Origin of the sequence: Sphingomonas pollutisoli (assembly GCF_029167165.1) — a bacterium.
Lineage (GTDB): Bacteria > Pseudomonadota > Alphaproteobacteria > Sphingomonadales > Sphingomonadaceae > Sphingomonas > Sphingomonas pollutisoli.
On record NZ_JARFNJ010000015.1, the window covers coordinates 65,387 to 84,320 of the forward strand.

The window sequence follows — 18,934 nt, forward strand, 5'->3', positions numbered from 1 at the left end:
GCTACATGGTTCAGCGAACGCCGCATATCATCGAAGTCTCCGAGCGCGAGGAGGCAAGTTGATGCGTAAGACTCGGGAAATGCGGCAGGTGCGTACTCCGGGCGATCCAATTCATGCCGCCATTGCGGACCTCCGTCGCCAGATTCGGATACGCAATATCCTTATCATTATCGTCGGCATTGAGGCGATGCTGTTCGTCGCGTTGCGGACCTGGGAAGCAACTCTGAGCTGAGATCTGGGTCGATGCACCGGCCTTTCGCTGGCGTTTAAATCCGCACGCGCTCCACCTCGGCGAGCGTGATGGTGTCGCGCCGGCGATCATAAAGCTGTGTCGTTCGGGTCGATGCGTGATTGGCCAGCGACGCAGCGTTCTCGAGTGTGCCGCCGTTGGTTAGGAACGTGGTGATTCCCGTCGCGCGGAACGTGTGGTTGCCGATCTTGGTCTCGATCCCAACCGCTTTGGCTCTTCGCCTGACCATTGCATACGCATCGGGCTGGGTGAGGGGCGTTTCGCTCAGCCGTTTTGTGGTGCGCGAGATGGTGCGGAAGAGCGGGCCTTTCGGATCATCGATCCGACAGTTTTCGATATAGGCATGGAGATATTCTTCGAGTTGGTGGTGGCATGGCAGTTCGTGCCGCTTGCCGCCTTTTTCCTGCAGGCGGATCCAGAACCGGCGCCCCTGGACGAAGACATCCTCTCGCTTCATCGACAAGGCCGCGCCGACCCGTGCGAATGTGTAGACCATTAGGCCGATGAGGGCCCGGTCCCGCAGGCCGATCTCGGCTGACACATCGACCGCATCGAGCAGTGCGCGGGCTTCGCGCGCGTCGAGCACCGGCGTGCGCCCGGTGCGTGCCGAATGTGCGGGTCCGCGCACCGAGGAGGCCGGATTGAAGGGTATGACCTGCCCGACCACGAGCCAGTCGAACAGATGCCGCACGCCCGCAAGGCGCTGCTTGACCGTAGGCGCGGAGTGCGCACGGCCAAGGTCTTCGATCCAGCCAGCGACGTGGAGCGGCCGCACCTCCGTCAGCGCCACGACGCTGCGCGCCGCGCACCAATCGAGGAATTCTCGCGCCGCACGGGCATAGGCGCGGCGCGTGTGGGGATTACGGATTGCGACGGCGAAGAATTCGAGGAAGCGCATCTGTGCAGGTGTGTCGGCTGATGCGACCAGCGCCGGCAGCGTCAGGCCGGAGGGGAGGGGGAGGGTAGGTGCGTGCATCGAGCGTCTCTTTCCGCACGATAGCTCCGACTTCGCGCAAGGGGAATCTGGGATGTAGGTGTCTTTTGGACTGCGGCCATCTCAAAGTAAAATAGGATATGGATATCCTATCGATAGGCAATACTTAGAAGGTAGTCGAGGTCGTGCCATAATGTTCAGGCCTGGCATGTCGGACGAAGCGGTGAGTGCCATTTTCCAGCCGCTGGTGCGCGGCGCGGCGCGGGCGATGCGGGCCGGTCAGGATCGCAGCGCGGGCTTCGGCAAGCTACCGGCGTTGGATCAGTCTCCCGACAACAGCAGCAGATGCCGGGACTTGATCGTAGTCAGGAGCTGGAACGGGATCGGCAGCGGGAAGGCCGACGAAGCCATGATGGGCCTGAGATCGGGGGTTTTAGCCGGTGCTTGTTGCGTTAGACGGCCGTCTCTCGAGCGGTAGCAGCCGTTTGATCCCGCAGGATCACCCAGTCTCCACCTGCCATTCTTCACACCATTGAAGGCCGGCCAAACGGGCTTGGTGATGACCCTCATTCCCGGTGGGGAATTGACGAGCTTCATGCCCCGCGTTGCCTATGAAAATCGGAGCAGCCACCCGCCTTTGGTGGGTCTATCTCGAAAAGAGCTGATCCATGATCCTCTCCTCAATGGGTGGCGAAGGCCTGTGGAAGATCGCGGGCACTATGAAGCACGCGAACAATTTGCACCCCTTCATCGCCGGCCAGGAAGAAGATCAGGTATCGACCGTACCGCGCGCTTCGCAGACCGACCGCCAGCTCGTCGCGCGCCGGGAAACTGCTCGGCCGCTCCGCGATCGTCGTCATGGTCGCTTCAATCTCGGCGATGAATGACAGAGCACGCGCGGGATTATCGAGGGCGATGAAATCGCCAATCTCGATCAGATCGGCCCGAGCGGCCGGTAGAAGCTGATACGTCACCGGGCGTCAGGCCTTGCTGGCGTAACGCGCGCGCAGCTCGGCGAAGACGTCCTCGGCCGGAATGCCGGGGCCACTGTTCAACCCCGCCTGGATGGCTTCGCGCAGAGATTCCAGATCGCGACGCTCAATATCTCGCGCGCGTGTCCATTCGCGCAATGCTTCGCGAACGACCTCGCTGGTTGAAGCATATTCGCCGCCCGCAACAGTCTGGCGCAGGGTAGCGGCCATCTCGGCCGGCATGGTGATGGTCATGCGTTCGATCGCTGACATAGAAGCCTCCAACTAGCTCTCGCATCATATATCATACTTATGAGGCTGCGGCCAATGATGCGGATCGCTTGATTGCGCGCCATAGGGTGGACCGATCGACACCGAGCAGACCGGCCATGCTGGCAACGGTTTCGCGACCAGCGGCAATCACCGGCCGACAGGATCTTGGTGTAGTTCCGTGATCCGTGCGCTGGTGATCTGATCCTTCCTAGTCCGCAAACATGGCTATGATCGGCAGATGCCACAGGACACGGTCGATCGCGTTACCGATTGCGGAGGTCGTGAGCACCTCCGATGCTTTTTGCACGGCTTAGAAATCGGCGATGAGCGTTCGCACTGTTGCCATAGGTAGGAAGAGTCGGGGCCCATCGGAGGGTAGGGCCTCGAAGCCGTAGCTGGTGTAGAGGGCCAGGCGTCTCGCCACCTTCTCCGGATCGCCGCAGTCGAGCACGTCGAGCATGACGACGGCGATGCCCAACACGTCGGCCGCACCGACCAAGCGCGTTAAACAATCAATCAGCAGATCGCCACCATACCCTCGGCCTTGGAAACGCCTATCGACGCCGATCATCGAGATATAGGCCGCAGGGATGCTGCCGTGGGCGAGACGGGTGCGAGCGAACCGCTCGGGTAGCTCGGTATAGTCAATGGCGTGAGCATTGGTGGCGTAGAAGCCGATCAGCTCATTCTCGGGGCCGACCATCACGAAGGTGCGGACGTTGCCGGCTTTGGTGAGCTTGTTGGCGGTGCGGCGGAGGAAGTTGTCGCCATGCTCGACGCCACAGGAAAAGCCCCCCCGATCGTGTTCAGCAGGATCGAGCGGCTCTATGATGAAGCGCTTTGCATCCTCGGGTGCGGTCACCGGCTGGTGATCGTCTCGCGATGGCGCGCGAACGCCGTGCGGAGCCTTTCGGTTGGCGCGGGCGGAGTGTCGAGCACCGAGAAGACCGCCTCGTGGTCGGTCGGATGCAATGCGGTGCGTTCCGGCACTGTCTCCGCCGCTTGGTCAGTGGCGTCCCTCGGAATAGCGGATTTCTGTGGAGTGCGCGGCATCAGGCCGGGCCCCAAGGATTGAGCAGCGCTACTCCGGTAGTCTGGAAGTCAGCGACATTGCGGGTCACGACGGTGAGCCCGTGAACGAGTGCGGTAGCGGCGATCATCGCATCCCGCTCGGGCTGGCGGTCGGGAACATGGAGCGCCGCACATCGGCGGGCGACGGCGATATCGACCGGAAAGATGCGGCCGGCAAAATCGGTCAGGACATGCTCTTCGAGCCAGGTGCGAAGGATCGTGGCCTGGGACGGATCGCGGCGCTCGATCAGCAAGATGCCGCGTTCGATCTCCAGGACGGTAATGGTCGACAGGAAGAGCTCGGCAACCTGGACGTTGGCCGCCCAGGTCCGCACCTGCGCATCGGCGTTGTTCGCGCGACGCAGCTCGGAGACGACATTGGTGTCGAGCAGGTACATCAGTCGAGGTCGGCCGGCCGTGAGATGTCCCCCAGCTTCGCCGGCTCGAACTCGAAATCGCCCCCATCCCAGGCAGAGATGGCATCGAGCAAGGTCCGCCCCTGGCCCGCCAGCCGTTGATACTCCTCGATCGACAGCAGCACGTGTGCCGGGCGGCCACGATCGGTGATGAACACCGGGCCGTTTAGCGCGGCTTTCTTGGCGCGCGCCGCGTCCTGGTTGAACTCGCGGCTAGTGAGACTGATGATGCCCATGACCCAAGCCCTCATATGAAGGTACGTTGCTACATTTAGCTCCGGCTGGCGTGGAGTCAAGAGAGGCCGTTTCACCGCTTCCGACAAAGGCGGGATTCACCCGCACACATACATATGATAATGTCCTTTATCATGGGAGATAAAAAGCTTGAGCTATTGAATCAAAGCGGTGCGGGGGCATGCTCGCGCGTGTTGAGAAAAAAACGGGTTGGCAATATGAACGCGGATAGGAGTCATTTGCATGAATAGAAATCGAGTCTTTGTATTATTTAGTGCTTTCATAGGGTTTAGCTCGATTTGTGTGCAGTGCTTAGCTCAAACAGAAGGTGATATAACTCGTCGCGTACAGATCATGAAGGATTGCGACGTGCAGGCTTGGCAGTTTTCTCTCGCAACATCTCCAAATGGATCGGTGCGTTACCAGATTTCACCGACGTTGCCGGCTATGCAAAAAGCTTGTATCATTGAACGATTAGACCCATAGAAAATATCTAGACTGATAGATAATACTAATGACGTAAAATCTGACGCGATTCAGCGGACTCAACCCGCAAGATAATCATATGTCGATGACAATTACCGAAAAAATAGGTATAATAGGCGTGCGGTCGGCGTCAATTTAGAAATCGGTCGTTTAAAATTTTGATGGAAACTTGTGATAATATTGGCAAAAAACAAAAAATATTTATTGGAAGAATGATCAGCCCGCGAGATTTTCTTCTGAAGCGACGTAAGCGCCGAACCAGACCCAAGTCGAGCTTGATCCGGACCGTCAAGAAGGGTGTCGCCTCACCTGCCCGAGGTCAAAGAGCGAATCGCGGGGAATTCTAAAGGACTGCTTATTCTGATTGTCAGCTGGGGTGTGGCTGCCAGTATGGGGTGCCTGGCGTCAGCGCTGTCGCGACGGATGTGGATCTGCCCGCCAGTCCATTGCCGGTGTCGCTCGACCGCCCGGCATGTTTACGATCTGAATCTTGCTCTGTTCGGACTGAACGAAAGTTTCTATATGCATAATGTGCAGGTGCAGCATAAATGCATTGACGTGATCTGCGGCAATCGGGATGGCCGTGCCGGCAAGCTGGGGGTGTGCATGGAAATGGGTGATAGCGAGCGGATATCGATGCAGGTGTTGCCGGTTCGTTGTAGCGGGGTGACATTGGGATGAAGATTGCAGTTTTCGGGCTTGGCTATGTCGGCCTTTCCAACGCTGTCCTGCTGGCACAGCATAACGAAGTGGCGGCCGTAGATATCTCGGCTGATCGCGTCGAGCTGCTAAACGCGCGCAAGTCGCCGATTGTTGACGCAGAACTGGAGGGATTCCTTGCCACCAAGCCGCTCAACCTCGTTGCGACGCTCAACCCTGAGGAGGCGCTAGCCGGCGCCGATTATGTGATCGTCGCGACGCCAACCAATTACGACCCGGATACCAACAAATTCGATACGTCTTCAGTTGAGACGGTAATTCAGACGGCAACCATGGTGAATCCTGGAGCGACGATTGTCATCAAGTCGACTATTCCGGTCGGCTTCGTCATCGACGTGCGCGAGCGTCTTGGTACCGATAACGTCATCTTTAGTCCCGAATTTCTTCGAGAGGGTCGTGCGCTTTACGACAATCTGCATCCGTCGCGGATCATCGTCGGCGAGCGATCTGAAAGAGCGCGGATCTTCGCGGATTTACTGTTGCAAGGCGCGGAGAAGAAGGATGTTGAAATTCTCTTCACCAACGCAAGTGAGGCCGAGGCGATCAAGCTTTTTGCTAACACTTATCTCGCAATGCGGGTGGCTTTCTTCAACGAACTCGATAGTTACGCGATCGCTGGCAGTATGGATACGCGACAGATTATTGACGGCATCGGCCTCGATCCGCGTATTGGCAGTCATTATAATAATCCTAGCTTTGGATATGGCGGATATTGTCTTCCAAAGGATACCAAGCAGTTACTGGCTAACTATTCTGAGGTGCCGCAGAATCTAATTCGCGCAATCGTGGACGCTAATCGCACGCGCAAAGATTTTTTGGCAGATCAAATACTGGCGCGGAAGCCAAAACAGGTCGGCGTTTTCAGATTGGTAATGAAGGCCGGTTCTGATAATTTTAGGCAGTCATCTATACAAGGTATTATGAAGCGGCTCAAAGCCAAAGGCATTAATGTTGTGATTTACGAACCCGCAATGGAGCATGACGAATTTTTTGGTTCGCGTGTATTCCGAGACATTGATCTTTTTAAGAAAGATTGCGATGTCATTATTGCCAATCGGATGACTGCATCTCTCAGCGACGTAAAGGATAAGGTTTTTACACGGGATATCTTTGGATCAGATTGAACCTATCGATCTATGTGGATAACAAGTGGAAGGAACGAGACGTTGAGCGGGAAAAAAGTAGCTCTTATTACGGGTGTCACCGGACAGGATGGTTCCTATCTGGCTGAATTTTTGCTCGAGAAGGGCTATGAGGTTCACGGCATCAAGCGCCGGGCATCGCTGTTCAACACGCAGCGTATCGACCACATCTACCAGGATCCGCACGCAGGGCAGCCCAATCTCAAGCTGCATTACGGCGACCTGTCGGATACGTCGAACCTGACGCGTATCCTGCAGGAGGTTCAGCCCGACGAGGTCTATAACCTCGGTGCGCAGAGCCACGTCGCGGTCAGCTTCGAGGCGCCTGAATATACGGCAGATGTTGATGGCATCGGCACGCTCCGCCTGCTTGAGGCGATCCGGTTCCTGGGTCTGGAGAAAAAGACGCGCTTCTACCAGGCATCGACTTCGGAGCTCTACGGCCTCGTTCAGGAAATCCCGCAGAAGGAAACGACGCCCTTCTATCCGCGCTCGCCGTATGCGGTCGCTAAGCTCTATGCATATTGGATCACGGTCAACTACCGTGAGGCCTACGGCATGTATGCCTGTAACGGCGTCTTGTTCAACCACGAGAGTCCGCGTCGCGGCGAGACCTTCGTGACCCGCAAAATCACCCGAGGCCTCGCCAACATCGCGCAGGGCCTCGAGGCTTGTCTGTTCATGGGCAATATCGATTCCTTGCGCGACTGGGGTCACGCGAGGGACTATGTTCGCATGCAGTGGATGATGCTCCAACAGGAGCAGGCGGAGGACTTCGTTATCGCCACCGGGGTGCAATACTCGGTGCGCGAGTTCATCACCTGGTCCGCAGCGCATCTCGGCATCACGCTGCGTTTCGAGGGTGAAGGCGTCGAAGAGATCGGCATCGTCGACAAGGTCGAGGGTGATGATGCTCCGGCGGTCAAAGCTGGCGACGTCATCGTCCGGATCGACCCACGCTATTTCCGCCCGGCCGAGGTCGAGACGCTGCTTGGCGATCCGGCTCGAGCCAAGGAACGGCTTGGTTGGGTACCCGAGATCAGCGTCCAGACGATGTGCAAGGAAATGGTTGCGGCCGACCTGCACACCGCCAAGCGGCATGCCTTGCTCAAGGCGCATGGCTACGAGCTTCCTGTCTCGGTCGAAGGCTAAAGGAGAAGCATCCCGTGCGCATCTACGTGGCAGGCCATCGGGGCATGGTTGGCGGGGCGATCGCGCGCAAATTGCGCGAGCGCGGGGCTGAAGTCATCACCCGCACCCATGCCGAACTCGATCTGACCGACCAGGCAGCGGTGCGGGAGTTTTTCGCGAGCGAAAAGCCTGATGGTGTGGTGTTGGCGGCCGCCAAGGTGGGCGGTATTTATGCCAACAACACCTACCCGGCCGACTTTATCTACGAAAATCTGATGATCGAGGCCAACGTCGTTCATCAGGCTTATGCTGCGGGAGTGCAACGCCTGCTGTTTCTGGGCTCCTCGTGCATTTATCCGCGCGCGGTGGAGCAGCCGATGCGCGAGGATGCTCTACTGACGGGCATCCTCGAGCCGACCAACGAGCCTTATGCCGTCGCCAAGATCGCCGGCATCAAGCTGTGCGAGAGCTACAACCGCCAATACGGCACCGACTATCGCAGCGTGATGCCGACGAACCTTTACGGGCCGGGCGACAATTTTCACCCTGAGAACAGCCACGTGATGCCGGCGTTGATCCGTCGCTTTCATGAGGCGGTCGAAGCCGGCGCTGACGAGGTGGTGATCTGGGGCACCGGAACGCCGCGGCGTGAATTTCTCCATGTCGATGACATGGCAGAGGCGTCACTGTTCGTGTTCGACCTCGATAAGGAAACCTACGAGACCAATACCGAGCCGATGCTCAGTCACATCAACGTCGGTTACGGGGAGGACGTGACCATCGCCGAGCTGGCCAGGATGATCGCCGATGTGACAGGCTTCAAAGGCAATATCGCCTTCGACAGCACCAAGCCCGATGGCACGATGCGCAAGCTGATGGATTCAAGCCGCCTCAATGCGATGGGTTGGCGACCACAGGTCGCCCTCCCCGAAGGCATAAAAGAAACATATGAATGGTTTTTGTCGCATGCGGTTCCTCATAAAGCTGCATCAGCGGGCCTTTGATAAGTTGTACGCGAATCCTTTTCATTTGCCATTTGGCCTGCTTAACAACAGGCGGGCCCGATGAAGATTCTAATCATCGGTATTAATTATGCACCAGAGATGGTGGGAATAGGTCCTTACACGACAGGAATGGCGCAATTTCTCGCCAGCGCTGGCCATTCGGTAACGGCAATTTGCGCTAAACCTTATTACCCCCAGTGGAAAGTAGACGCAGCTTATATCGGCGGCGGGCGACGTGTTACGGATGAGTACGGCGTTCGCGTTGTGCGCGTTCCGACGTACGTTCCAGCTGACCCAAGTGGTGGCCGGCGTTTGATGCATCATCTGAGTTTCGCAGCTAGTGCCGAATTGGCGATGATTGCTGAAACGCGGAGGTCAAAGCCGGACTTAGTGATTGGTATTGCTCCATCACTAATTTCCACGATTGCTGCGCGCTTTGCTGCGCGCCGGTCGGGTGCAAAGCTTTGGTTGCATATTCAAGACTTTGAGGTGGAAGCTGCTTTTGCGACGGGTCTTCTTCAGGATAAAGGTCTACCAGCGATTGCAGCGCGTAAGTTCGAAAACTGGGCTATTGATGCGGATCGTGTCAGTACGATCTCGCCGCAGATGTGTGCAAAACTCATTGATAAAGGGATAGAAGCGGAAAAGGTATTTGAATTTAGGAACTGGGCGAACATTGATGAGATCGTTCCGCTATCGAGGGAGTCAATTTACCGAGCGGAGTGGCAAATAGATCGGCCTTACGTAGCTTTGTACTCTGGGAATATAGCTAACAAACAGGGTATAGATATCATCGTAGAAGCGAGTAGGTCTCTTTCCCATAGGAAAGATTTAAGCTTCGTTGTATGTGGGAACGGTCCTAACAAAGAGGATCTGATTAAAAAATCGTCTGGATTGGATAATATCCGTTTTTACGATCTTCAAGAACGTGATCGTCTATCCGATCTCCTTGGAGTGGCCACCGTGCATTTGCTTCCGCAAATCGCCGACGCTGCTGATCTTGTGCTGCCTTCAAAACTAACGAACATGCTTGCCTCTGGGCGGCCGATCGTTGCCACCGCGCTTCCAGGTACCGGCTTGGCGAATGAAGTGGAAGGCTGCGGCCTTATAACTCCGCCCGGTGACGTAGGCGCCTTTGCCAAAGCAATTGAGAGACTGATTGATGACAAAGATTTCAGGCAAAGTGCAAGCTTAACGGCGCGCAAGCGGGCGATTGAGCGCTGGAGTCGTACTAATATTCTCAATTGTTTTGAAAAGGCCGTTTGTGATTTGGTATGTGAGAACGCTGATAATGTCCTCTAATTTAGAGGCGAGTATTTAATGTTTTTACATGCACTGCGCTCCTCCCGACGTCGCCGAGCATGCACTTGAACATGTATCGTGCTAAAGGTGCTGAATGAAAATTTTGCGTATAATCGCTGATTCAGATCCGCGTAGCGGAGGGCCGATAGAGGGAACTCGGCGCTTTGGTGCTGTTTGGGCGCAGCATGGGCATCAGCAGGATTTATTGACCCTAGATGCGCCCGGCGAATCATTTCTAACCGATTACCCAGGTGAGATTATCGGAGTGGGTCCGCCGCGGACAAGCAATCCTTTGCATAAATACAGATATGCGCCGAAGATGGTACCCTGGTTGCGTTCTAATCTCAAAAAGTACGATGCTGTTATTGTATCTGGGCTTTGGCGATATTCCGCTATGGGGGCTCGTCAGGCGTTAATTAAGAGTGGAGTTCCTTATTACGTTTTCACACATGGAATGCTAGATCCATGGTTTCGCGAAACTTACCCGGTGAAACATTGGATCAAGCAGATATCATGGTTGATCTCGGAAGGCCCGCTCTTGAATAGTGCGCGCAATGTTTTGTTCACATCGCGCGAAGAAATGCTGTTAGCGGAGAATGCTTTTTGGCCGTATTCCGTCAAAGGACGCATTGTAAACTATGGTACACACGATCTCTTGGGTGATCCTTTAATCCAGGAAAATGCATTTCGCGCGAAAATTGCTGGACTTGGTCAGCGAGACTATTTCCTATTTATGAGTCGCCTGCATCCAAAAAAAGGCTGTGATCTACTGGTAAAGGCATTTGGATCGATTGCAGCCCGATATCCTGGAATCGATATTGTCATCGCGGGTCCGGATGAGGCCGGTTTGACTGAAAACCTAATCTCTCAAGCAGAAGCTGCAGGTATTGGTGCACGTGTACATTTTGCCGGGATGCTGCGGGGTGATGACAAAGCCGGGGCACTTCATGGCGCAAAAGCTTTTGTTCTTCCATCACATCAGGAAAACTTCGGTATTGTTGTGGCGGAGGCTATGGCATGTTCTACCCCAGTTTTAATCAGCAACAAGGTTAATATTTGGCGCGAAATAGAAGAGAGTCAGTCGGGGTTTGTTGCCCCTGACGATATTGCAGGCACCACCGCATTGCTGGAAAGTTTTCTTAAATTAAATCAATTAGAAGCTTCAGTCATGGGGCAGCGTGGGAGAACTTACTTCCTAGAGCATTTTCACGTTGAAAAGGCCGCCATGGATTTGCTCGGCGTGCTCGCCTCTTAATAATTCTGAAGCAGCAACGCAAAGTTTGTTGTTGTTTTATAAAATGAAGTCAGATTTCGAATGAAATCTTAGAATGCGGAGGTATTTCTAACTGATCGACTTTAGGAAGGTACAGCCTGTAGAATTGTCTCTATTACAGCCTCGTTTAGGTATCCAGATGTTAGTGCACGCCGCTGTCCCGCTAGTCTAATGGCTTCGCGCGCGGAGTCATCTGCGAGTAGGGCGTGACATTTGCGGGCGCACTCGTCCGCGTCTGCCCAGAAGACCGCCTCGATATCTTCGCGGTACATTGTGAGATGCTCTTTTGTCCGCTCAGCACATAGCAAGCCACCGATCGCAGGAATCTCGATGGAGCGCGTTGTATGCGTGTCGCGGTTTTCCTTGGAGAGGAGACCGAGACTGACCTTTGACCATGCGACTGCTTCGCTGTAGCCGTGATTTGGATCGAGGGCACTTCCCCTAAAATGCGGACGCAACTGTTCCCATTCTGGCGCTTTTTCCCAATTTGTGCCCCAAATCGATAGCGGGACCCCGGCACGCACAAGCGTGAGCAGGAAAGGGCCTCGTTCCGGGAACCATGTACCGATGAACGACACATCGCTCTTTAATGGGGAAGGTGTATCAGGATTTATCGCGAAGGGTGCATGGGCAACCTCGTCTGCGCTCATCCTTACGCGGATCACTTTCCGTGCGCCGGCTGCGCGCATCTCAGCTTCGTTTTCGTCGCGCACGACAGACACCAAATCATAGCTGGTCAAAACCTTCCGGAAATTTCGGAATCGTCTTGAGCGTATGCCGCCGGCGAATGGGTCATCGTTGAGATAACAAACTAGAGGTGAACCCCTAGCCTTCAATACCTGGATGGGCTTCGGGCCCATATACTCACCCTGATTTACCCAAATAAGGTCAGGTTGAGCTGCCGAGATTTGCTTCTCGAGATGCGCGGCAATGGATAGCTGTAATCCGAAAGCACTGGTTTGAAAGATATAGCTGCGCCAGAACTTAGTAGCGGCCCAACGGGGTCGAGGATCGACAACCGAAACCTTGTGACCGAGGCGCCGCATTGCTTCGACGCGGTGCCTTGCCGTACCGTTTGCCGTCCCCACGAATACGATGTTCATTTGTTTCCCTATTCGAACTTAATGCGCGGCGGGTACCGCATCACCGCGGAGCTCAACCTCCTCACCAAAAAACGGCCCGATCGTACTCTCAAAGATTGCGCGAATTTTGAAGTAGTTCCCTGTGTAGAGTTCCACGGGTCTCTTACAGATCAATGATCCGACGCAGACATGCAAGCGGTCTGTCACAACTTTATCGCTCGAAGCTAATTCGCGCAGAAAAACATCAATGTTGTCCATATGGTTGCCGGTGGCGCTAACATCGACGTTGCCGTCCGGAAGTTCGCTCTGCGTGATTCGAGACTCCCTGTCGGTCCTAAAATGAAGGCCTATGGCGCGCTGGGCTGGCCGGTTGAACCAGCCAAGATCATCTCTGCGCATCGCTGCGTAAAAAGCCATATCGTGGCAAAACTTGGCCGACGGCGCCAGTTTTGCGCTTTCTGCATTGTCGCGCCGGAACAGCGTCCCCCGAACTCGGCTTGGATCGACATGGAAGGTCGTCGGCAATACCAAGATATGCTGCGTAACCCGAGAAAGCGCCCTGACCATCTTATACCCGCCAGGATAGGCTTCCCCCCAGGCACCGCCGCCACCGTAGATGATGAGTGGTGAGCGCTGGCCAATAATAAGTGGCATCATCTGCGCGATACCCTTACGCCCGAGAACCGTCGCCTCGGTATGTTTTATGCCGAAGTCCTCAAAAAACATTTTGGTACCGTATCGGATCAAGCCATCACCACGGTTTCCCGGATTGGGAATATATATGATCTTCCGTCCCTTGGCAGTCTCTTTGATCACTGCGGCAAGTTCTTCAAACTGGCGGAGCATGTAAACTTCCTTTTACGGCATCGACTCTTGTTTGTAAGATTGCGACTGCAGAGGCGATGATCGATTTCGGCTTGCCGAGAATACGCCAAAATAGTAACGTACTCAGGAAGTAGCTCGCACCACCTACGATCACATCGATCATTAGAACCAAAGCATTCTGATGTGAAGTCAGCGCGCTGTCGACCGTCATGACAGCCGCTATCATGGTGCAAGCCCCCAATACCGCGAGCCTCATGCTTCTGAGCTGCTCCGTCATCGTGGCGCCGCTGATTCGCTTGGCAAGAATGAAATTCATGCCGGCAATGTTTAATCCTGCGATGAGCCTGGCCACCAGCAATCCCCACAAGCCGAATAGCGAAAGTCCCACCACGACCAACGGAACACGGAAGAGGAAGTTGGTGACGTCACGCATGAAGAGCTGACGGGTATTGCCGCTGCTCATGGCGAGGGCTTGAGCCGGCGCGGTCACAGACTGAACCGAAAAAATCGGAGCTAGCACGGCAATGATCACTACTGCGCTTGCCCATTTTAGTCCCAAAGCTACAGGAACCAACCGATGTGCGACCAGGCTTGTTCCAACGCCGATGGGAAACAGGATAGTCGAGGAGGCCTCCATGGCTGCAAGGTAGGCCTCTTTCAAACGAACGGGTTCCTTATGCAGGCGCGCCATACCAGCGTATAGTACTCGAGACATCGGCGCTTGCGCGGCCTGAGTGGGAAGCGCGGCCCAATCGCTGCCGACCGTATATATGCCGAGTTGGCGTACGCCGAGTTGCGGCACGATCAGCAGTCTATCTACATAAAAATTCACTGTGTTCATGAGGCGTTGCAGGGTCAGCCAAATGTTAAACGCGAACACTGACCTTGCATGCTTCAAGGACAACCGTATTGTTACTGGAGCTAGGACATATGAACCCGCCGCAAATAAAACCGGTGAAACGACTTGATTTACAGCGATAGCCCAATAGTTACGATAAGATATTGCCCAAGCGATGCTCGACGCTAGCCCTATGAAACGGGATCCAAGCTCGAGCATGGACTCCTGTTTGAAGGAAAGTGCACGAGAATATTCAGCCATCCGGGGGCTTATTAGGCTTCGGCTCAACGGCGCCAATGACAGGACGCAGAGAATAGGCAACAGTCGCGCATCTTTATAGACAAGAGCCACCGGATACGCGGCCAAGCAAATCAGGGAGGCAATCGCTAGGCCCCTACCAAGAGCAAGTGTGAAGATCGTGGCGTACTGATCGTCCTCAATCGTGTCCTCACGCAGTACGATATCAGATAAAGAGAGATCTGCTACAGCCATCGCTATAGTGGTCATAGTCGCAGCCAAGGCAATCAAACCGAAATCGGCAGGTGTCAGCAGTCGCGCGAGGATGATCATCGCCGTGAAGTCAAGCAATCTCTTGCCTAACTGAGCGCCAGCTAGGAGCGCCGCACCGTGGGTTATCTTGGATTTTGACATCTATGCTCCACTCTGCGATTGCTTGGTCTTCTGGCGTGAATATCCCAGGCGGGAGCGAAGTCTAGCGCGAGCGTCGATACAGGAAGTGTAGGATGTACGCAACCTTGGCGTTGCGACGTATAAAGCCAGTCACGCCATTCTGGCGGTCAGTCGATGCAAAGTGCGCTACGAGTTCGGAGAGCTCTACCATGATTTACAATCTACCATCGGTAAGCCATAACCCATTAGATGTAGCGGCTTGCAATGATGATCGCCCGGAACTGCAATAAATGGTAGTTTCCGGCCCACTTTGCGTGAGACGTTCAGGATCGCGAGGCTCACATTGTTTGAGACGCAAATCACATTGCGTGCGACGGACGCGAGATGTTCAGCGAGCGACGCAGGATTTCGGATACGGCGGGTCAGAGCGGCAATCCCGCCGCGCGCATGTCATCGGTGAGTTCGCGAGCACGAGCCGGATCAAGAGCGCCCCTGAGCAGCTTGCGGATTTCCGCCGGCTTCGCGTCGAACTGGTCGGCGAGGCTCTTCGTGTCGTATCCGTGGCGGGTGAGCTGGGGTTCGAGGTCGTCGATCTGGCGTGACAGCACGCCCTCGATGGTCGCGGCGTCGATCGGTTTCACGCTTGCGCCGAACCCCGCCTCGAACGCCCGGACAAGATGACGGCCGATCTGGAGCGGGGTCTTGAGCCTGGCGGCGAGCAAAATCGCGGCGTCCTCGGTCAGCGCGTCTTCCGGCTCGATCCCCGGGGATAGCGCGGTGCGCAATGCCCAGTCGATATAATCGCGCTGCCGGTCGCGTAGACCTCCGAACTCGAACACCGTGGTGCGGTCGCCGATTTCCTCCATGAGCGGGCGTTTCAGATCGTTACGCAGTTTCGGGTGGCCGACGAGGATCACGGCGAGTTGACCGCCGCCCTCGGTCACCAGTTCGACGAGGCGCTTGAGCGCGGTCAGCGTTTTGGGATGCAGGTCATGCGCATCATCGACGAACAGTGCGACGGGGCGCTTGGCTTTGCGGAACAGCTCCTGCAAATCGCGTTCGCGGCGCTCCGACTGGCTGGGGATCGAGACGGTCTTTTCAGACGACAGGTCGTAGAACAGGGCCGCAACCAGCAGCGGCACCGAGATCTTGGCCTTCTCAAGGCTGAGCGCACGCGACACGATCACGCGGCCCTCGCGCTCCAGTTCCTCGCGCAGTCGCCGCGTCAGCACGGTCTTGCCCGAGCCGATGGTGGCGGTGAGCGCGATCAGGCGCCCGCCCGTGATCGCTGTTTTCAGATCATGGGTGAGCTGGGCGTGATGCTCGGTCTCGAAAAAGCCGAGATCGACCGGGGGGCGGTCCAGACCGTAATAGCGCATCACTTCGGTCTGCATCAGCCGCTCCGTCTATGGCCGGGCGGGAAGCGCCTGCGGATTTCGTCCATGACCTCGGGCCTGGACAGCGTGCGTGCCAGCAGCGCGTCGATGAATGCACGGTCCTCCTCGCACAGGCCGCCCAGCGGCAGGCGCAATTCCTCCGAGATCGCCATTCGCGCCCTGAGCGGGGTCGCAAAGGTCAGTTCGGCGGAAGGGTCCGGGTCGGCAAATGGCCGCACCGGTACGGCGACAGCCCCATCGGCAGGTTTGCGCGCGATCACCTTGATGTCGTCTTCACCCGTCAGGACCGAGCGGGGAATCCCGATCCTCGTCGCCAGTGCATCGACGCGGTCCGTGCGCACTTCGCGCCGGCTCTTGCGGTGCTTACGGTAGCGATGCAGCGGCACCGGCCCTCCGACCGGATCGAATGGCCCATATCGGTCCTCGCCATGCTCGACCCATAGTTCCTGGTCGAACAGCCCCCACCAGACGACGACCGTTTCGCCGACGACCTCAGGCGTGACCTCGTAGGTGACGCCCGCCACGGTCAGCCGGCAGTCGATGCCGACGGTTCGCCGCTCCGGCTCGCGCGCGAATGCGCAAAAGCGTTCCCAACTGCACATCGCGCGAATGCCGCCATCTGGCAGATGACCGAGCCAGTCGTCGATCCGGCTATGCGGCTCGCGGCGATGATCGCCGCTGTTATAGGTGGCAATGTAGCGGGCCAGCCAGCGATTGGCCTCTTCCTCGCTGGCCGGTTCGTGGAAGTGGTAGAGCGTCTCGTGGGCTTCCTTGACGGTGCGGAATGGCCGCTCGACCTTGCCCTTGGCGCGGGCGGTCGTGCGCCGCCCGTCCGAGCCTTTGGGCATGTGTGGGAAGGCATTGATCCCGAGGCATTCCATCACCCGTTTGAACACGGCCGACTTGCCGATCGGCCCACCATCGAGCTGGAGGTTGTCGGGGATACCCCCGAATGGATTATCCTCCTTGGGGGCCATGGCGCGATACAGGAAGCGCAAGCCCGCCTCGGCGTCCTCGCCATAGACCAGCCCATATTCCTGATAGACGACGCCCGACCGGTCATCGACCACCGAGAACAGCATAAGGGTCGGCGCGCCACTGCGATCGGGATCGATCCAGGTCGGTGCCTTCAACTGCTTGAGGTCCGACGGGCTCATGTCGAAATGCCACAGCATGTTCGATCGCTCTGCCTGATAGCGCACTGCCGCCGGCTCGCGTGTCATGCGCGCGGCGTCATACCCCAGTTGTCGCATGTGCCGGTTGAGTGTGGACGCCGCCACCCGTCCTGGCGGTAGCTTCACGAGACCACGGTCGGGGGTCTCGACGCCATGTTCGGTGACGATCTGGAGGATACGCCTGGTCGAAAGACGACGGCCCTGCCGATTGGTCGTGCGACTCTTCATTGCCGCGACGACCTCGCACCACCACTCGATCTCGTCTGCGGGCATGATGCGCGAAAGGCCTCGATCGGCGCGGTGTGCGTCCTTCGGACGCCGCTCACCGCGCAGCAGCCGGTAGAGGGTGGCGCGACTGATGCCGTAGAGTTCGGCTGTCGATGCCATCAGCGGTTGCCGCTCGGGATGCCGTGCCGGGAGTGTCGCCAGACGACGCCGGAGCGTCACGATCGCCTCGATAGGGACCGTGACGCCCACACCCATCACGCGGCCCGGTTCTGGACTGGCGGTCGCATCGGGATGGCGTCGAGCAACGCCTGCCCCGGAGCCTTGGGGCTGCCATCGCCGTTGACGTAGACATAGAGTGTCGTGGTCGTGATCCCGAGCCGCCTGGCGACATCGGCCGCGACGGCACCCCGATCGGACATCGCCGCCATCGCCATCGTCAGCGTCGCCCGGTTCATCTTGCGCGGCCGACCGCCCATACGACCACGCGCACGCGCTGCGGCAAGGCCGGCATGGGTGCGCTCGGCAATCAGCTCGCGCTCGAACTCGGCGAATGCCGCGAAGATGCCGAAGGCGAGACGGCCATTGGCGGACGTCGTGTCGATCTGCGCGCCGGCACCGGCCAGCACCTTCAACCCGATCCCGCGCGACCGGAGATCCTCGGCGGTCGTGACCAGGTGGCGCAGATCGCGGCCGAGCCGGTCGAGCTTCCAGATGACGAGCGTGTTGCCCGGTTGCAGCGCCTTCAGGCAGGCGGTGAGACCTGGCCGGGCATCGTGCCGGCCCGATGCCAGATCCTCGTAAATGCGGGACGGATCGATGCCGACCGCGAGCAGCGCGTCGCGCTGCGGCTCCAGCGTCTGCGTGCCGTCCGACTTCGACACCCGGATATAGCCGATGAGCAATCCACACCTCGCCAGAAAAGATGATCGGCATGGTGCAAGATTGCGCTGGTTTTCACAACGGGTTTCCTTGCCATTGGCGCGAGGTCGAGGCCGGCATCGCGCGACCGCGAGAAAACCGTCCGTTTTTCTTGCGGGGCAGGCGCCGGCTTCCGGCGATCGGGTGTCGCTACGGGGTTTCCATCCACGTCTGAATCCGTTCCGCCGTCGCCTTGAGCACCTGTTGCACCAAGGCCTGGGACGCGGGCGGCAAATCCGAGGACTGGAAGTCGGATACCAGTCGTGCGAGGTCGTCGGCCCAGCGGTGCATCATTTCCGTCAAGCGCCCGGCATGGTCGGCGTGGCCGCCATCAGCGGCTGCCTGAAGCTCGCGCTCCAGTTCGGCGGCGGCGTGCAGCACATGAACGAGTTTTGCCTTCAGCCGCTCCGGCAATTCAGGCAGCTCGCCATGGGGATGGTTGTCGGAGGCCAACATGGCCTGGTTGCGTTCGGACATCTCCTCCATGATCCGGGCATACCGCTCAAATCCCGGGAAACGGTCGCACAGGTCGCCCAGCGTCCTATCGCTGGCGGTGCCGTAGATACCGTGCAGGTCCTGCATGTGGCCGATCATATGATCGGCCAGGGCGATCCCGGTGATACCCTGTGCCTCA

Annotated in this window: 21 protein-coding genes; 6 read left to right on the forward strand and 15 right to left on the reverse strand. The window is 57.3% G+C overall.

All coding sequences use genetic code 11. The features are described 5' to 3' along the window. Positions 1-61: 61 nt before the first annotated feature. The gene (locus tag PX554_RS22930) at positions 62-232 is read left to right on the forward strand and encodes a hypothetical protein (RefSeq protein ID WP_275504662.1); all 171 of its coding nucleotides are present in this window, start codon (positions 62-64) and stop codon (positions 230-232) included. A gap of 34 nt (positions 233-266) precedes the next feature. On the opposite strand, the gene PX554_RS22935 is transcribed toward PX554_RS22930, so the two are convergent. From PX554_RS22935 to PX554_RS22970, 8 genes are all read right to left on the reverse strand, one after another. Next, positions 267-1,226 carry a tyrosine-type recombinase/integrase gene (locus PX554_RS22935; RefSeq protein ID WP_275504663.1) on the reverse strand — a complete coding sequence of 320 codons (960 nt, stop codon included), beginning with the start codon at positions 1,224-1,226 and terminating at the stop codon, positions 267-269. A 279-nt stretch (positions 1,227-1,505) separates the two neighbouring features. Continuing rightward, complete coding sequence (locus PX554_RS22940) at positions 1,506-1,781, reverse strand: hypothetical protein (RefSeq protein WP_275504664.1); 276 nt, start codon at positions 1,779-1,781, stop codon at positions 1,506-1,508. A gap of 83 nt (positions 1,782-1,864) precedes the next feature. Beyond that, positions 1,865-2,158 (reverse strand): type II toxin-antitoxin system RelE/ParE family toxin, encoded by a 294-nt coding sequence (locus PX554_RS22945; RefSeq protein ID WP_275504665.1) that lies wholly within the window; start codon positions 2,156-2,158, stop codon positions 1,865-1,867. 6 nt (positions 2,159-2,164) lie between these two features. Then, entirely contained in the window at positions 2,165-2,428 is a 264-nt protein-coding gene (locus PX554_RS22950) for a type II toxin-antitoxin system ParD family antitoxin (protein WP_275504666.1), read from the reverse strand. Between the two features lie 310 nt (positions 2,429-2,738). Beyond that, complete coding sequence (locus PX554_RS22955; protein WP_275504667.1) at positions 2,739-3,290, reverse strand: N-acetyltransferase; 552 nt, start codon at positions 3,288-3,290, stop codon at positions 2,739-2,741. Beyond that, complete coding sequence (locus PX554_RS22960) at positions 3,287-3,481, reverse strand: type II toxin -antitoxin system TacA 1-like antitoxin (RefSeq protein ID WP_275504668.1); 195 nt, start codon at positions 3,479-3,481, stop codon at positions 3,287-3,289. Before PX554_RS22960 ends, PX554_RS22955 begins: the two co-directional genes overlap by 4 nt. Next, positions 3,481-3,897 carry a type II toxin-antitoxin system VapC family toxin gene (locus tag PX554_RS22965; protein WP_275504669.1) on the reverse strand — a complete coding sequence of 139 codons (417 nt, stop codon included), beginning with the start codon at positions 3,895-3,897 and terminating at the stop codon, positions 3,481-3,483. Before PX554_RS22965 ends, PX554_RS22960 begins: the two co-directional genes overlap by 1 nt. After that, positions 3,897-4,151 (reverse strand): type II toxin-antitoxin system Phd/YefM family antitoxin, encoded by a 255-nt coding sequence (locus PX554_RS22970; protein WP_275504670.1) that lies wholly within the window; start codon positions 4,149-4,151, stop codon positions 3,897-3,899. The genes PX554_RS22965 and PX554_RS22970 overlap by 1 nt, the downstream gene beginning before the upstream one ends. Before the next feature lie 1,161 nt (positions 4,152-5,312). On the opposite strand from PX554_RS22970, the gene PX554_RS22975 reads away from it, so the two are divergent. The 5 genes from PX554_RS22975 (at position 5,313) to PX554_RS22995 (ending at position 11,189) form a co-directional block, all read left to right on the forward strand. Further along, positions 5,313-6,479 carry a nucleotide sugar dehydrogenase gene (locus PX554_RS22975; RefSeq protein WP_275504671.1) on the forward strand — a complete coding sequence of 389 codons (1,167 nt, stop codon included), beginning with the start codon at positions 5,313-5,315 and terminating at the stop codon, positions 6,477-6,479. Between the two features lie 42 nt (positions 6,480-6,521). Next, on the forward strand, positions 6,522-7,649 hold the full coding sequence (gene gmd, locus PX554_RS22980; RefSeq protein WP_275504672.1) for a GDP-mannose 4,6-dehydratase: 1,128 nt from the start codon (positions 6,522-6,524) through the stop codon (positions 7,647-7,649). A gap of 14 nt (positions 7,650-7,663) precedes the next feature. Then, the gene (fcl, locus tag PX554_RS22985; RefSeq protein WP_275504673.1) at positions 7,664-8,632 is read left to right on the forward strand and encodes a GDP-L-fucose synthase; all 969 of its coding nucleotides are present in this window, start codon (positions 7,664-7,666) and stop codon (positions 8,630-8,632) included. Between the two features lie 60 nt (positions 8,633-8,692). Further along, complete coding sequence (locus tag PX554_RS22990; protein WP_275504674.1) at positions 8,693-9,934, forward strand: WcaI family glycosyltransferase; 1,242 nt, start codon at positions 8,693-8,695, stop codon at positions 9,932-9,934. A 94-nt stretch (positions 9,935-10,028) separates the two neighbouring features. Further along, a complete protein-coding gene (locus PX554_RS22995) occupies positions 10,029-11,189 on the forward strand; it encodes a glycosyltransferase (RefSeq protein WP_275504675.1) in 1,161 nt (386 codons plus the stop codon). A 101-nt stretch (positions 11,190-11,290) separates the two neighbouring features. On the opposite strand, the gene PX554_RS23000 is transcribed toward PX554_RS22995, so the two are convergent. The 7 genes from PX554_RS23000 to PX554_RS23030 form a co-directional block, all read right to left on the reverse strand. Further along, positions 11,291-12,310, reverse strand: a complete 1,020-nt coding sequence (locus PX554_RS23000; protein ID WP_275504676.1) for a CgeB family protein — start codon at positions 12,308-12,310, stop codon at positions 11,291-11,293. 18 nt (positions 12,311-12,328) lie between these two features. Continuing rightward, positions 12,329-13,135, reverse strand: coding sequence for a polysaccharide pyruvyl transferase family protein (locus PX554_RS23005; RefSeq protein WP_275504677.1), 807 nt, complete (start codon positions 13,133-13,135; stop codon positions 12,329-12,331). Beyond that, entirely contained in the window at positions 13,119-14,603 is a 1,485-nt protein-coding gene (locus PX554_RS23010; protein ID WP_275504678.1) for a lipopolysaccharide biosynthesis protein, read from the reverse strand. Before PX554_RS23010 ends, PX554_RS23005 begins: the two co-directional genes overlap by 17 nt. A 401-nt stretch (positions 14,604-15,004) precedes the next feature. Further along, positions 15,005-15,976 (reverse strand): ExeA family protein, encoded by a 972-nt coding sequence (locus PX554_RS23015; protein WP_100239291.1) that lies wholly within the window; start codon positions 15,974-15,976, stop codon positions 15,005-15,007. Next, a complete protein-coding gene (locus PX554_RS23020) occupies positions 15,976-17,637 on the reverse strand; it encodes an IS481 family transposase (protein WP_100239292.1) in 1,662 nt (553 codons plus the stop codon). Before PX554_RS23020 ends, PX554_RS23015 begins: the two co-directional genes overlap by 1 nt. Next, positions 17,637-18,284 carry a recombinase family protein gene (locus tag PX554_RS23025; protein WP_100239293.1) on the reverse strand — a complete coding sequence of 216 codons (648 nt, stop codon included), beginning with the start codon at positions 18,282-18,284 and terminating at the stop codon, positions 17,637-17,639. The genes PX554_RS23020 and PX554_RS23025 overlap by 1 nt, the downstream gene beginning before the upstream one ends. Positions 18,285-18,450: 166 nt before the next feature. Next, positions 18,451-18,934: hypothetical protein (locus PX554_RS23030; RefSeq protein ID WP_275504679.1), on the reverse strand; the 484-nt coding region annotated here is incomplete at its 5' end.

Bases quoted from the DNA above. Each gene is read 5' to 3' on its own strand.
- PX554_RS22965 (WP_275504669.1), bottom strand. From the start codon at position 3,897: ATGTACCTGCTCGACACCAATGTCGTCTCCGAGCTGCGTCGCGCGAAC.
- PX554_RS22930 (WP_275504662.1), top strand. From the start codon at position 62: ATGCGTAAGACTCGGGAAATGCGGCAGGTGCGTACTCCGGGCGATCCA.
- PX554_RS23000 (WP_275504676.1), bottom strand. From the start codon at position 12,310: ATGAACATCGTATTCGTGGGGACGGCAAACGGTACGGCAAGGCACCGC.
- PX554_RS22950 (WP_275504666.1), bottom strand. From the start codon at position 2,428: ATGTCAGCGATCGAACGCATGACCATCACCATGCCGGCCGAGATGGCC.
- PX554_RS23005 (WP_275504677.1), bottom strand. From the start codon at position 13,135: ATGCTCCGCCAGTTTGAAGAACTTGCCGCAGTGATCAAAGAGACTGCC.
- PX554_RS23020 (WP_100239292.1), bottom strand. From the start codon at position 17,637: ATGGGTGTGGGCGTCACGGTCCCTATCGAGGCGATCGTGACGCTCCGG.
- PX554_RS23010 (WP_275504678.1), bottom strand. From the start codon at position 14,603: ATGTCAAAATCCAAGATAACCCACGGTGCGGCGCTCCTAGCTGGCGCT.
- PX554_RS22940 (WP_275504664.1), bottom strand. From the start codon at position 1,781: ATGAAGCTCGTCAATTCCCCACCGGGAATGAGGGTCATCACCAAGCCC.
- PX554_RS22970 (WP_275504670.1), bottom strand. From the start codon at position 4,151: ATGGGCATCATCAGTCTCACTAGCCGCGAGTTCAACCAGGACGCGGCG.
- PX554_RS23015 (WP_100239291.1), bottom strand. From the start codon at position 15,976: ATGCAGACCGAAGTGATGCGCTATTACGGTCTGGACCGCCCCCCGGTC.
- PX554_RS22960 (WP_275504668.1), bottom strand. From the start codon at position 3,481: ATGCCGCGCACTCCACAGAAATCCGCTATTCCGAGGGACGCCACTGAC.
- PX554_RS22935 (WP_275504663.1), bottom strand. From the start codon at position 1,226: ATGCACGCACCTACCCTCCCCCTCCCCTCCGGCCTGACGCTGCCGGCG.
- PX554_RS22975 (WP_275504671.1), top strand. From the start codon at position 5,313: ATGAAGATTGCAGTTTTCGGGCTTGGCTATGTCGGCCTTTCCAACGCT.
- PX554_RS22990 (WP_275504674.1), top strand. From the start codon at position 8,693: ATGAAGATTCTAATCATCGGTATTAATTATGCACCAGAGATGGTGGGA.
- PX554_RS22995 (WP_275504675.1), top strand. From the start codon at position 10,029: ATGAAAATTTTGCGTATAATCGCTGATTCAGATCCGCGTAGCGGAGGG.